This is a genomic window from Psychrobacillus sp. FSL H8-0510 (assembly GCF_038008345.1).
In the GTDB taxonomy this organism is placed as follows: domain Bacteria; phylum Bacillota; class Bacilli; order Bacillales_A; family Planococcaceae; genus Psychrobacillus; species Psychrobacillus psychrotolerans.
This window is the reverse complement of sequence record NZ_JBBOYZ010000001.1, coordinates 2,504,000-2,518,415: the sequence shown is the minus strand read 5'-3', so window position 1 is coordinate 2,518,415 and position 14,416 is coordinate 2,504,000. Positions and strand designations below refer to the sequence as shown.

Annotated in this window: 14 protein-coding genes; 9 read left to right on the top strand and 5 right to left on the bottom strand. The window is 35.6% G+C overall.

The annotated features are described in order from the left end of the window. Positions 1-32 precede the first annotated feature (32 nt). The 4 genes from MHI40_RS12715 to hisJ all read right to left on the bottom strand — a co-directional run bounded on the left by MHI40_RS12715 (position 33) and on the right by hisJ (position 3,822). Positions 33-1,130: an alanine/ornithine racemase family PLP-dependent enzyme gene (locus MHI40_RS12715; protein ID WP_340762944.1), complete on the bottom strand. Its 1,098-nt coding sequence runs from the start codon at positions 1,128-1,130 to the stop codon at positions 33-35. Further along, positions 1,131-2,216: a DUF1611 domain-containing protein gene (locus MHI40_RS12710; protein WP_340762943.1), complete on the bottom strand. Its 1,086-nt coding sequence runs from the start codon at positions 2,214-2,216 to the stop codon at positions 1,131-1,133. Between the two features lie 312 nt (positions 2,217-2,528). Further along, on the bottom strand, positions 2,529-3,008 hold the full coding sequence (locus MHI40_RS12705) for a GAF domain-containing protein (protein WP_340762942.1): 480 nt from the start codon (positions 3,006-3,008) through the stop codon (positions 2,529-2,531). A gap of 16 nt (positions 3,009-3,024) precedes the next feature. After that, positions 3,025-3,822, bottom strand: a complete 798-nt coding sequence (gene hisJ / locus MHI40_RS12700; RefSeq protein WP_093536867.1) for a histidinol-phosphatase HisJ — start codon at positions 3,820-3,822, stop codon at positions 3,025-3,027. A 150-nt stretch (positions 3,823-3,972) separates the two neighbouring features. Here hisJ and ezrA point away from each other — a divergent pair, with 150 nt between their 5' ends. From ezrA to rarD, 6 genes are all read left to right on the top strand, one after another. Continuing rightward, positions 3,973-5,673, top strand: a complete 1,701-nt coding sequence (ezrA, locus tag MHI40_RS12695) for a septation ring formation regulator EzrA (protein WP_340762940.1) — start codon at positions 3,973-3,975, stop codon at positions 5,671-5,673. A 117-nt stretch (positions 5,674-5,790) separates the two neighbouring features. Then, positions 5,791-6,924 carry a cysteine desulfurase family protein gene (locus MHI40_RS12690; protein WP_340762939.1) on the top strand — a complete coding sequence of 378 codons (1,134 nt, stop codon included), beginning with the start codon at positions 5,791-5,793 and terminating at the stop codon, positions 6,922-6,924. A gap of 6 nt (positions 6,925-6,930) precedes the next feature. After that, positions 6,931-8,133, top strand: coding sequence for a tRNA uracil 4-sulfurtransferase ThiI (gene thiI, locus MHI40_RS12685; protein WP_340762937.1), 1,203 nt, complete (start codon positions 6,931-6,933; stop codon positions 8,131-8,133). Between the two features lie 82 nt (positions 8,134-8,215). Then, on the top strand, positions 8,216-8,419 hold the full coding sequence (locus MHI40_RS12680) for an alpha/beta-type small acid-soluble spore protein (RefSeq protein ID WP_093536871.1): 204 nt from the start codon (positions 8,216-8,218) through the stop codon (positions 8,417-8,419). Positions 8,420-8,594: 175 nt separating this feature from the next. Continuing rightward, positions 8,595-10,178, top strand: a complete 1,584-nt coding sequence (gene mbcS, locus MHI40_RS12675; protein ID WP_340762936.1) for an acyl-CoA synthetase MbcS — start codon at positions 8,595-8,597, stop codon at positions 10,176-10,178. 127 nt (positions 10,179-10,305) lie between these two features. Then, complete coding sequence (gene rarD, locus MHI40_RS12670) at positions 10,306-11,211, top strand: EamA family transporter RarD (RefSeq protein WP_093536873.1); 906 nt, start codon at positions 10,306-10,308, stop codon at positions 11,209-11,211. Between the two features lie 152 nt (positions 11,212-11,363). Here rarD and MHI40_RS12665 read toward each other — a convergent pair whose 3' ends face one another. Then, complete coding sequence (locus MHI40_RS12665; protein WP_340762934.1) at positions 11,364-12,164, bottom strand: NAD kinase; 801 nt, start codon at positions 12,162-12,164, stop codon at positions 11,364-11,366. Between the two features lie 104 nt (positions 12,165-12,268). Here MHI40_RS12665 and sppA point away from each other — a divergent pair, with 104 nt between their 5' ends. Genes sppA through tpx form a run of 3 tightly spaced genes read left to right on the top strand, consistent with a single transcriptional unit; the run spans position 12,269 to position 14,415 of the window. Next, positions 12,269-13,282: a signal peptide peptidase SppA gene (sppA, locus tag MHI40_RS12660; RefSeq protein ID WP_340762933.1), complete on the top strand. Its 1,014-nt coding sequence runs from the start codon at positions 12,269-12,271 to the stop codon at positions 13,280-13,282. A 12-nt stretch (positions 13,283-13,294) separates the two neighbouring features. Next, on the top strand, positions 13,295-13,873 hold the full coding sequence (locus MHI40_RS12655; RefSeq protein WP_340762932.1) for an RDD family protein: 579 nt from the start codon (positions 13,295-13,297) through the stop codon (positions 13,871-13,873). A gap of 35 nt (positions 13,874-13,908) precedes the next feature. Next, positions 13,909-14,415, top strand: a complete 507-nt coding sequence (tpx, locus tag MHI40_RS12650; RefSeq protein WP_093536877.1) for a thiol peroxidase — start codon at positions 13,909-13,911, stop codon at positions 14,413-14,415. The last annotated feature ends 1 nt before the right edge of the window (position 14,416 follow it).

The window sequence follows — 14,416 nt, the reverse complement described above, 5'->3', positions numbered from 1 at the left end:
CCGGTAACCATTTGCAAAGAGATCTTAGCTTCTTATTTTCTCGCAGACCCTCTGCTAACTAAAGCACTATAGGTGGTGTGTTTATATATCGAAGGCGAAGTCATAGCAGTTAGCAGAGCTCCGTAATTAAGGGAGAATGCAACTTCATCACCCGATTTTAAATAATTATTATTAGCATCCAAAATAATATGATCACTACTCGAACCAATTATCTCAAGTGGGAGGAGGGGTGTTAATCCAGAGACGAGGACATCTTGTCGCCCAACACCCACAATTATTCTTCTAATTATTCCGTTGTCCGGAAATGATATAAATTCTCCAAAAGCATTTCTACCCCTCATGCCGGTCGGTACAGAAGGTTTTAGTTTCGACTCAATTACTTCCGCAAAAAAGGAAAATGCATCTGTGAATAAATTGGGAATAGGTTCGCCTTTTACCGTCTCACAGCCTAAAAATATAGATTCACCAAGACGCATATTATTGACTTCTCTTACATCCGTCGTATTCATAAGCCAATTATGGTTTGCGGAGTTCCCCCCTGATACATAAGGGAAGGGTAAATTGAACTTTCGTTTCATTCTTTTTACGAGTGAAGAAAACAATTGCATTTTGTGCTCTGTAGGGATGACCCCACCAAAGCAAGCAAAGTTTGCACCAATACCCGCAATTTGAATATTAGGGAATATAATCACTTCTTCAATAAAGGCAGCAACATCATTTAGCAATATGCCTTCTCGTAAATCTCCCATTTCAACCATTATAATAATTTGATGTATTTTCTTCTGTTTCTTCGCTTCAGCTGAGAGGGCACGAACAACTTCGATTTCTGTATTCATACTAATATCTGCAAACTCTATAACTTTTTGAATTTCACTCATTGCAGGAGTACGTAATAATATGAATGTTGCTTGTAAATTTGCCATCTTCATTTTTTCTATATTAGAAATTTTGGAATCTGCAATACTCTTAATCCCGCTATCTATCAGCACTTTTACTACTTCTAGTTTGGCAAATACCCCTTTGACGACTCCTGTAATATGAACGCCTTTTGCTTCATACAACTCTCTTAATGTTGTCGCATTATGCTTAATTTTATCTAAGTTAATTTCAATTCTAGGGTTAGATACCATTTAAGATACAACCAGTTTCGCGCTGTTTTGTAGAGATGGGAAAAATTCAATAATAGAGTCAATTATATTATCAGAACCTGTAGTTAATAAATCTGTTACTGGTAATTGGAAGGTTTGCTCATATTCACGAATAGTAGTATTAACTTCCTGATGGTCCATACCTTCATGATTAAGGGTAATACCGATTACTTTTGTCTCACTGAAATGCTCAATAAGGTCTATCTCACTTTGGACACTTGGCATGTTCACAAAAGGGAAATCTCCTAACACTTTTCTTTTTGGGGGATGTTGTAGAATAACAGCTTTTGGTCTAGATCCTCTTAAAATACCACATGAACTTGCATAAGCAGGATGACTTAGAGCGCCTTGTCCTTCAACAATAATAATATCAGGATTATCTGTATTATTTGCACGTACTACTTCACTTTCAAGTTCACCAATAACGTATTGTAATGGAAAAGCATCCATTGCAAAACCATAAGCAGCCCCTTGTATAAGCCCAGTTTGTCCGGTTGCTATAAAAGCAGTTTTATATCCTCTTGCCTTCAATGCTTTTTCAATAATCACTGCAGATGTTCGCTTCCCACAAGCCCCATCAGTTCCTAAAACTGTAATAATAGGAGTGGTTACTTTAAGGATATCACCGGTAAATAACTTCCATGAATCTTTTGGTTTAGGCTTTCGAATATCTTGGATTTCTACCCCATAACGAGTAGCAATGCTCAGCATTTCTTCATCTTCTGTAAGAAATTCTTGAAGTGGATTGATAATATGAAGACCAGCTTGCATTGCGGATATAATAACTTCTCGTTCATTGTCTTTTAAGAAAGCATCTGAGGGGGCGATTCCAAATATGAAATAAGTAGGTTTTTGAGGTGAGCATTCGATAGCATCTTCTAAGTTTTTACACAATGGAATGCCATTCTTTTTGTTATCTAAAAATTGTCCTGAGTCTAGGCCGTTTTTTGTGCTATCGATAACGGCAGTTATAGAATAATTGCCAGGTTCACGTATTAATCCATTGGCCGTCTTTCCATCCATCGAACTAAATTGGCCCTCACAATAAATAATTGCATTTTTCTTCATTGACCTTACCTCCAAGTAAATCTGTTTTCTAGATAAAAAAAGAACATCTGGTACACCCTAATAAAAGGGGAAATAGATGTTCAATAAGAAATAGATTTAGTTTTATTATGACAATTATCAAGCATTCGCTTCAAAGCATTTAGTATACAAGTCCTATTATACACCTTTTTTTTCCAAAAGTAAAATATTTACACAGCTTATGAGTGAAAAGCCGTCCAGGCGACATGTTAGAGCTTTACGAAAAAAATAAGGCGCCCTCTATTCAACATGAACAGAAAGTGCCTTATTATTAATCGTATAACAATTTCAATTTTAAATGTGCTTCACTAATACATCGATAAACTGTTCCAGTCCTTCTGCATCCTGCTCCGAGAATCGATCCTTAATAGGACTGTCGATATCCAAAACACCTACTAGCTTACCTTCTTTAGTGATCGGAACCACAATCTCGGATTGTGATGCAACATCGCAGGCGATATGACCTGGATAAGCGTGTACGTCTGGTACAATAACTGTCTCTTGTTTTGTAGCGGCAGCTCCACAAACACCTCTACTCAGTGGAATTCTAACACAAGCCGGTAATCCTTGGAATGGACCTAAGACAAGCTCTCCATCTTCCATTAGATAAAAACCAACCCAATTAATCTGATCAAAAAATTGATTTAATAATGCCGAAGCATTACTAAAATTAGCAATTGCATTAGTTTCTCCCGTTAAAAGAGCGTCCAGTTGTTTAGAAAGCATATTATAATTTGCAGTTACATCTTCAGAGTATGCTGATTTCGTGAACATATTTTCATTCTCCATTCTATAGTAAGTTACTTATATTATTGTAAAACTGATGTAGATCTTTTGCTTGATGTGCGTCAGACCCAAAAACAAGAGGAATTTCTAGTTCCTTCGCAAGCTTTATATAAGGAAGCGGAGGATACACTTCTAAACAATATGGCTTAGCTAATCCGGCGGTATTAACATCCAGTTCTAGCTGTTGATGTTTGATTTCTTTTAAAATATTTACTATATCTTCATGGTCTTGTACTACTTCCGTAAGTGTATGTTGAAATTTATGCACTAACGTAATATGACCTATTCTCCGTGGTTTATAGTCGCCTAGATTACTCGTTATTGAATCTATCAATGTTTTATAATACAATTTATACACAGCCATTGGGCTTCCAAGCCGTTCGACAAATTCTGTGAACGTAGATTTAGAGAAGTCAATACAAGTATAGTCATTTTCAAATTTTAAAAAATGAACAGATAAAATAGAGTCATCTAAATATTTTCCATATGTATTTAAAAAAGAAGTAATATTTTGTTCAAACCCAGATATAAAATCGACTTCTAAGCCTGTAGAAATAACAATATCTTTCTTGTATTCTTTTTTCAACTTTTGTAACTTGGTAATATAAGACTCTAAATGGGTCATGCTCATTCCACTATCCTTATCAGGGGTGGGATCTATAAAACCTAAAGGTAGAGGAGCATGTTCTGTAAATGTGATGGTGTCAAAACCACTTTGTATGGCTTTTTCAATATACAGATGAAAGGAATCTTCTGTTCCATGTGGACAATAAGGTGTGTGGATATGCCCATCCTTTTTCAATAAAAATCAGCCTCCAAACTATAGAAATATAATTTTTAAAAAGAATTAACAGTTTTTCTCTTGTTTATGAAACAATAACATAAAAAGCATGGTAAGATATAGAGTAGTATTGGAAATAGAACTTTTTGAATTTGGAACAGGGGGCTTACGATGAAGTATATCATCCCAGCAGTTATTATACTTTTAGGAATTGCAATTTTTGCATTTATCATAAGACGAAAACATAACGTAGAAATAGAAAGATTAGAACATGAGAAACATCAAATTCAAAATAAACCGATTTTAGAAGAAATGACAAAAGTAAAACAGCTGAATATGAATGGGCAAACCGAGGAAATGTTTGAAAGATGGAGAAATGCATGGACAGAAGTAATGGATGTGCATATGCCAAAAATCGATGTTCTATTATTTGACGCAGAAGAAAGTATAGATAGATTTATATTTCCGAAAGCGACTAAAATTGAAAAAGAAATTCAAATATTGATAACACTTTGTGATAAGAAAATGTCCGAAATTTTAATCGAACTTGAAGATTTAATAGGTAGTGAAGAAAAAAACCGTATCGAGATGGAACAATTAAAAGATCAACATCGTGCAGCTAGAAAAACACTTCTTGCACATCAGTACTCATTTGGAGAAGCAGTGAAGGCGTTGGAACAAAAGCTGGAGTCTTTCATTCCACTGTTTGATGAGTTCGATCGACTAACGGATACAGGTAACTATTTAAGTGCCCGTGAACTAGTTATTACTGTCCAAGAAGATGGTCAAAAATTCTTCCCTAAATTACATGATATTCCTACAGTATTATCTGATATACAACATAAAATACCAGCCATTATTCATGAGTTGCGTAATGGACAAAAAGAGATGGAAGAGAGTTCTTACTACTTACAGCATCTCGAAATGAATCAAAAATTAGACTCCATAGAAGCCGAACTTGTGGAATTAAAACAAGCAATTATTGAATTGCATGTCGGGAAAACAATGAGCAGAGTGGAAGAGTTAAAAGATGAATTAGATACATTTTATGATTTACTGGAAAAAGAAGTGCTTGCGAAAAAATATGTGGATCAATATAAAGAGCAAACAGGCTCTCGCTTACGAGAAGTTACTACTGTTACACGAGCTGTTAGTGAAGAAGCTGCGTATGTTCAACAGAGCTATCGTCTGCCAGAAAAAGAGGCGGAAATTCCCCAAAGTTGTTTAAAAGAGCTAGAGGAATTAGAGAAAAAGTATGAATTGCTTTCCAGTCGCGTAGAAGAAGAGCAATCTGCGTACTCAAGCCTACAAGAAGAGTTAAATGAAATTGCTGAAGAAATTGATCGACTATATGAAGAACAAGACCGATTTGCAAATCGATTGAAAAATCTTCGAATAGATGAAAATAATGCACGTGAAAAGCTGGATGAACTAAAGGATTTATTACATGATACCGATCGTATGTTACAAAAAGCCAATATACCTGGAATCCCAGAAGATATGGACGTTCGTTTAGAAGAAGCAGAAGAGCACATTTATGTAGCAATGCAAAGTCTGCAAGAAGTACCTTTAAATATGTCTCTAGTAGATAATTACTTAGAAAAAGCAGAGGCTTGTATGGAAGAAGTACATAGCAGAGCAAAAGAAATGCTTGAAAATGTTTTACTAACAGAAAAAATTATTCAATATGGTAATCGCTATCGTGCAAGTCACCCGCAAGTTCATGCAAAACTGTTAGAAGCAGAGGAAGCGTTTAGGCAACTGCGATATTCTAAGGCTCTTGAAGATGCAGCGACAGCTGTCGAAGAGGTAGAACCGGGAGCTTTAAAGAAAATTGATACATTAGTGAAGGAAGACGCTTGGCGTACATAATCATACGATTTAAAGAACAGTATGAAATTGAGATGTTTGAAAATCATATTTTGTATACAAACGTGAACCACCTCACTATGTGACGGTGGTTTTTTTCCGAAAAGGAGAGTTATTGAAATGATTTATTTAGATAATAGTGCGACGACCAAAGTACATCCAGAGGTATTAAATACGTTCGTCGCTGTGAACGAAAAATTTTGGGCAAATCCTGCATCAATTCATACATTTGGACATCAGACAAATGAATTGTTACAATCTGCTAGAGAACAAATTGCAGACATATTGAAAACGTCAAATGAAAAAATATTTTTTACATCTGGGGGAACAGAGTCCAATAACTTAGCGATATTCGGTTTAGCTCATAAATATAAGCAACGAGGGAAACATGTATTAATTTCTGAGATTGAACATCCTTCTATTATAGAAACAGCTAAAAAATTGAGCAAAATAGGGTTTGACGTTGAGTGGATTCCCGTCAACTCAGAGGGCATCATTATATTGGATACACTAGAAAAACTGGTTCGAAAAGATACTATATTGGTTAGTGTTATGCACGTGAACAATGAAACAGGTGCTATACAACCAATAGAAGAACTTTCTAAAATTGTTAGAGCACAAAGCAGAGCGCTTATTCACATGGACGCTGTTCAGAGCTTCGGGAAAATTCCAGTTGACTTTAAAATCTTGGATATTGATGCTATTACGATCTCTTCTCATAAAATACACGGATTAAAAGGCTCGGGATTACTTGCATTAAAAAAATTCATCGAAATAGAACCGATATTATACGGTGGAGGACAGGAATCGGGTATTCGCAGTGGTACAACCTCCGTACCTTTGGCAGTTGCTACAGCGAAAGCGATAAGATTAGGCGTAACAGACTTACAAAACAACATTTTAAAATTACAAACACTCTCGGACGATTTGATGGTATATTTAAATACTTTTCCTTCTGTTAAAGTAATATCTCCAGCAAAAAAAGCACCACATATTGTTACATTTTCGGTGCAAAAAGTTAAAGGTGAAGTAATGATTAATGCATTGCAGGAACAGGATATCATTGTATCCACTAGTAGTGCATGCTCCTCCAGACAAACAAAAACAAGTCATGTACTAAAGGCTATGCATATTTCGGATGATTATATAAAAGGCGTATTAAGAGTAAGCCTTAGTACCCTTAATAACCAACAAGAAATAGACCAATTTAAAATTGTATTCAAGCGTGTCATGAATGTAATTAAAGGAGATTAAAATAGGATGAAATGGGAAAAAATATTAGTACGTTATGGTGAACTATCAACGAAAGGGAAAAATAGAAAGCAGTTTATTTCACATTTACGAAATAATATTAGGTTTTCATTTGTTGATTTGCCAAATATTAAAATACAAGCGGAAAGAGATCGCATGTTTTTAACATCAACTGATGATTCGGAAATTGAGGCACTAATAACACGATTACCTAAAATCTTTGGGATTCAATCGTTTAGTCCAGTAGCTTCTTGTTCTAAAGAAATGGATGATATTCAAGCAACTGCACTTCAAATTATGGATAGTTTAGACAGTCAAGATAAAACGTTTCGTGTTACTGTAAAACGTTCAGATAAGTTTTTTCCACTGGATACATACGAGTTACAAAGTGTCGTAGCAAGTAATGTATTAAGACAATACCCAAGTTTAAAAGTTCAAATGAAGAAACCAGAAATAGATTTACGTATTGAAATATTAAATGATGCAGTATATATGATGGCACAGGTTATTCCTGGAGCAGGTGGTATGCCTTTAGGTTCAAATGGTCGTTCGTTACTTATGTTATCAGGAGGGATTGATAGTCCTGTAGCTGGATACATGTTATTAAAACGTGGCGTTCGGCTCGATGCAATACATTTTCATAGTCCACCGTTCACAAGTGAAAGATCGAAGGAAAAAGTAATGGATCTAGCCAATCAGTTAAGTCATTTTGGTGCAACTGTAAGACTACATGTCATACCTTTTACAGATATACAACAAAGTATACAAGCTCAAATACCTGAAAATGTATCGATGACTACGACTAGACGGTTAATGATGAAAATTGCTGATCTTGTTCGAGAAGAAATAGGAGCATTAGGAATTGTTACTGGGGAAAGCTTAGGTCAGGTAGCAAGTCAAACTTTGGAAAGCTTAACTGCAATAAATGCAGTTACGTCTACGCCAATTTTCAGACCACTAATCTCTATGGATAAGCTTGATATTATTGATATTGCCCGGGAAATAGGGACTTACGAAACTTCCATCTTGCCTTACGAGGATTGTTGTACTATCTTTACACCATCTTGTCCAAAAACTAAACCTAAACTCGAGAAAGTGGAATACTACGAGAGCTTTAAGGATTTTGATGAATTAATAACAGAAGCAGTGCAAAATAGAGAAGTTCTTTCATTCCCTATGAAGAAGGCTAATGATTTTTCAAACCTCCTTTAGTAAATGACAAAATATACCTTTTATCCTCCATGTATGAATTAGATGAAAATGAACAATCTAATTTCACAAGGAGGTGAGGAACATGCCAAACAACAACAACTCAAATCAACTTCTAGTACCTGGAGTAAAACAAGCACTTGATCAAATGAAATATGAGATCGCTCAAGAGTTTGGAGTACAACTTGGTGGTGAAGCATCATCGCGTGCCAACGGATCCGTAGGCGGAGAAATTACTAAGCGATTAGTTGCACAAGCCCAACAACAAATGAACGGATTCCAAAAATAAGTGAATTAAGAAAACCGGTAGCCTAAGCTGCCGGTTTTTTTATTGATAGGCGTATTCCAACCTACCTCTACCAAAGTCATCAATAATAGCTGTATACTATCTGAAAATTTAAATTTTATTAACCAATGTGGCTAATTTTCCTCTATAATTAAAATAGTACAAAGGAGGAAATCAAATGAATAATCAAAATTTAATTGCTCCAGAACATTATAATCTCATTACTGAGTTCGAAAAGTATGCAGTAGACGATGAAAAGTTAGCTATAATATGGGAATCTGAAGATGGTCAGCAGAAAAAAAGTACATATAAAAATTTAATACAGAGAGCTAATAAGATAGCTAATCTTTTTACCCGTAAAGGTCTCCAAAAAGGAGATGTGGTATTAATAATGGTACCACGGTTAATCGAGGCTTATGAAATTTATATAGGTGCACTAAAAGCCGGGCTAGTTGTTATCCCAAGTTCTGAAATGCTTCGCGCAAAGGATATTGAATATCGCTTGACACATAGTGAAGCGAAGGCAATTATTGCATACGAACCATTTTTAGATCAATTTGAAGATGTTCGGAATTTAGACGAACAATTATTATTAGTAATCGGTAATAAGAAAGACAATTGGATATCTTTAACGGAGGAAATACAAGCCGAATCAGATGAATTTCAAACAATTGATACGCTAAGGGATGACATGGCATTCCTATCGTATACGAGTGGTACTACCGGAAATCCTAAAGGTGTAGTCCATACCCATGGATGGGCGTTTGCACATTTACGCACTTCTGGGCCGAACTGGTTGGCAATACAAGAAGGAGATGTAGTGTGGGCTACAGCAAGTCCGGGCTGGCAAAAATGGATTTGGAGTCCATTCTTAGCGACACTGGGTAGCGGAGCAATTGGTTATGTATATAACGGTAAATTTGAACCCAAAAAATACTTAACAATTATTCAAGAGCAAAAAGTAAATATTCTTTGTTGTACACCTACTGAGTACCGGATTATGGCTAAAGTAGATACATTAAACGAGTATAATCTTTCGTCGCTTCAGAGTGCTGTTTCTGCAGGAGAACCATTGAACAGAGAAGTAATTGAAACGTTTGAAAAAGTTTTTGGTCTAGAGGTCCGAGATGGCTATGGCCAAACTGAAAATACATTGCTTGTTGGAACGATGAAGGGCATGGAGGCAAGACCTGGTTCCATGGGCAAACCAACACCGGGTAATACAGTGGAAATTATCAATGATTTAGGGAAGATTTGTGCTACTGGAGAAGTTGGAGATATAGCTGTTCATATTGAAACGCCAGCATTATTTAAAGAGTACTTAAAAGATCCTGAAAGAACCTCTATGCAATTTAGAGGAGATTATTATATTACAGGTGACCGAGCGAAAAAAGATGAAGATGGATACTTCTGGTTTGAAGGGCGCGGAGACGATATTATTATTAGCTCAGGCTATACAATTGGACCTTTTGAAGTAGAAGACGCATTGACAAAACACCCAGCTGTTCAAGAATGTGCAGTAATTGGGGCGCCGCATCCGGAAAGAGGCAGCATTGTTAAAGCATTTGTTGTGTTACGTGATGCATCCTTAGCAGGATCTGAGGATTTAATAAAAGAACTACAAAATCATGTGAAACAAATAACCGCACCCTATAAATACCCAAGAGAAATTGAATTTATCGACGAATTACCAAAAACAACATCTGGGAAAATTAGAAGATTAGACTTACGACAAAAAGAACAGAGTAAAAGCCGGTCATAAAAATTAATTAAAATGGTTTATAAAACACGAAGAGATCATACTTCTTCGTGTTTTCTTATTTACTTTAATGCTCTAAAGCAATATAATGATTTAATATTTCGAGTTACAAAGTAAAGAGGTGCTTTTATTGGGTTCAGAAGAAAAACAAGGAATCATATTTGTAGTACTGGCATATGTATTTTGGGGTTTCATGCCAATTTATTGGAAGTTATTAGAGCATGTTTCTAGTGATGAAATACTTTCAGGTAGAGTAATTTGGTCATTCATTTTTACCTTCATGTTAGTAATTGTAGGTAGAAATTTAAATCAGCTGAGATTAGATTTGAAGGATTTATGGGCTAATCAAAAATCTTTTTGGGGGCTATTTCTAGCTTCTTATCTTGTATCAGGAAATTGGTTTACATACATATATGCAGTAAACGCAGGTTATATCGTACAAACAAGTTTGGGGTATTATATAAACCCACTTCTTTCTATATTATTGGGGATTGTATTTTTAAAAGAAAGACTTTCCAGAGCACAACAGTTTTCTGTACTACTAGCTGCTGTAGGAGTGATTATTCTTACTGTTTCTTACGGTGGAATTCCGTGGATAGCTTTTACGCTTGCCATAACGTTTGCTTTATATGGTCTGATTAAGAAAAGTATTAAAATCGATGCATTAAGAGGATTAACGATTGAAACTTTTTTTGTTTTACCTGTTGCTCTCGTATACTTTATTTATTTAGTAGTATCAGACAAGGCGGTATTTTTTAATACCGATGCTCCTACTGCCATCCTACTCATTTTCACGGGTGTTGCAACTGCCGTGCCTTTGATCTTGTTTGCTAAGGGAACTAAGACAATGCCACTGTATATGTCAGGATTTTTTCAATATATTGCACCAACGTTAATGCTGCTAGTTGGAATATTTTTATACGACGAGGCATTTAGTAAAATAGAGTTTTTATCATTTTCATGTATCTGGCTTGCATTAATACTATTTACGGTTTCCAAAATAATGCAAGTGAGAAAAGTACAAGTTCATAAGTGAAATACCGACAACATTTATTTACATTTCAGGTGACGGAATGACAAACTTTATAAAAAAGGGATGCTGGTTGGATGTGACGCCCGTCACATCCAACCAGCATCCGCTATAAAATTATGAAATAAGTAATTAGCAAATGGACTATCTAGCTCAAATTATAAAAACGATCTTTTCACTTTTTCCCAGTAACTATTATCTTTCATTTTAACCGTTTTAATGATTTTATCACTCAAACAAATAGATACATTTTCAACATGCTGAATACTAAGAGCTTCGTTGTCTGTGCTCATCGAAGGGTAATCATTCCAGTCTTTATGCAGTCGAAGTTCAAGTGTTCTTTCTCCACTTAATATAAAAGAGGAACCTAGCGTTCTATAATCATTGCTATTCACAGAAGCTATTTCCGCAACTTGAATACAAGGTAGAAGAGGATCAACCACTGCCCCATTTAGTGACTTGTTATAACCTGAACTTCCAGTCGGAGTGGAAATCACCATACCATCTCCTCTAAAGGACTCAAAATGCTTGTGGTCAATAATTATATCTAGTACAAATGCTTTGATAATATTTGAACGAATCGTAAATTCATTTAAACATAAAAATTTAGGGTCATTATTTACCGAGATTTCTAGTAAAGGATATTTCCGAACTTGGATATTTTTTGTGAGGACTGCTTCAGCCATTGCTTCTATATCATCCGCTAAAAAATCACAGTACATGCTTAGCGTATCTGTTGTAGAAATTCCAGCATATAAGCAATCCTGCCTAAATCCTGTTTTACGGACTGCTTGTAAAAAAGAACCATCCGTCCCGATGCTAACAATTATGGAAGCAAGCTGAGGGTCTTCCACGACTGTAAAACCATGAGTATGTATGGCTTCAGCGATACTTTCTTTTCTTTGCAAAGATTTTGTGTCATTCTTAGTATATAAATATATTGCGTTTTTGGAGGGCATAAACATTCTCCTTTACTATTGTATATATTTATTTTAACATTTTGTGAAACATTTAGATATTCTTTACGTATGTAAAGAGGAGTATTAAAGGAGGAATTGTATATATGAATATGAAACGCTGGTTTGCTATTTTAGGAGCATCACTGTTACTGCTTATTTCTATTTTCGTCAATACTGTTTCCACTGCTTTTTCAACAGATTGGACATCGTATTTAGAGGACTTTGCATCTGCTTCTAGCTCAGAGTTTTTTGAAACTGTTTTGGAAGAAGGTAGTATGAACGAACGAATCGTAGTACTTACGGTAGATGGGACTATTCAAGATACTGGAAGTGCAAGCTCGCTTTTTGCAGCGGAAGGATATAATCATCAATTCTTCATGCAACAATTAGAACAAGCAAAAGTCGATGACACTGTAAAAGGGATTGTGTTACAAGTAAATTCACCAGGTGGCGGAGTTGTCGAATCGGCACAAATTTATAAAGAAATTATTGAACTTCAAGAAGAAACTGAGAAACCGATCTATGTTTCTATGGGAAGTATGGCTGCTTCAGGTGGATACTATATATCTGCACCTGCTGATAAAATATTTGTGAACAAAGAGACGATGACAGGTTCTATTGGTGTCATTATGCAAAGTGTTAACTATGGTAAACTAGCAGAAAAATATGGCGTAGAATTTGTAACAATTAAATCTGGTCCATACAAAGATATTATGAGCCCTACTAGAGAAATGACAGAAGCTGAAAGAACAATGCTTCAAGAAATGTTAAATGACTCGTATGAGGACTTCGTTGATATTATCGAAAAAGGTAGAAATATGACCGAAGCAGAAGTGAAAAAAGTTGCGGATGGACGAATTTTAAATGGTCGACAAGCAATTGAAGCTGGCTTAGCTGATGAATATGGCTTTGTAGAGGATGTAATTCAATCTATTAAAACAGATTATGACTTACAAGATGCAGAAGTATTTGAATATGGCTATTCACAAAGTTTTGCTTCCCTATTTGCTGTGAAAGCACAGTCATTCTTAGGTTTAGATTTGGAATCCAAGCTTATTGCGAAGTTAATCACAGAAAATAGCTCACCAAAAATGATGTATTTATACGGGAATGAATAAGGAGGGTTTAAGATGAGTGAATTTGTACAATCAGAAGAGCAGCATGTGCAAGCGAACACCTCTGCAACCCAGCAAGTAATTGTTCATCGAACGGCACAATATGAACAGAAGGCTGCGGGCTTTTGGATTCGTTTTTGGGCATATACAGTAGATATTCTCATTTTGGCATCTGTTGGTATGTTATTGATCAAACCTATATTTCGGTTGTTTTCATTAGACTTAAATAATCCTGTATGGTATGCGCCTTTTACATTAATCACAGCAGCTATCTTTTACGCATACTTCGTGTTGATGACAAAGCTTTGTAGCCAGACAGTAGGAAAGATGATTTTTGGTATTAAAGTTATATCCAAAGACGGTGGAAAACTAAAATGGAGTACTGTTATATTTAGAGAATGGATTGGTCGCTTAATCTCTATTGTTCCATTGAATATACCTTATTTAGTGGTAGCTTTTACTCCTAAAAAACAAGGGGTACATGATTTTATCGCTGATACGCTTGTTGTCCATGAGACCGTATTTGATCTAAAAGAGAAAGTCACATATGAGAACGCTCCTGCAAAAGAGTTGCATGAGCCGAACGTATTCTAGTAAGATAAAGATAATGAAAAAGGAGGCTACATATTATGGCAAAAGTAACATTTAAAAATAGTCCGGTCACATTAGTTGGAAAAGAAGTGGTAGTTGGTAGTAAGGCACCTGACTTTTCTGTGCTAGCAAATGATTTATCACCTGTGACTCTACAAGATTCTGCTGGTAAAATTCGTTTAATCAGTGTAGTTCCTTCCCTAGATACAGGAGTTTGTTCTACACAAACAAACAAATTTAACGAAGAGGCTGCTAGTTTAGGTGAAGATGTAGCAATTTTAACAGTATCGATGGATTTACCTTTCGCTCAAAAACGTTGGTGCGGGGCTAATGCTGCTGATGCAATTCAAACTTTATCAGATCACCGTGATGCAGCTTTCGGAGAAGCTTACGGGGTACTTATGCAGGAATTACGCTTATTAGCTCGTTCTGTATTTGTAGTAGATAAAAACGATGTTGTAACTTATGTTGAATATGTTGGAGAAGGTACAGATCATCCAAATTATGAAAAAGCATTAGAAGCAGTAAAAGCACTAACTAACTAAG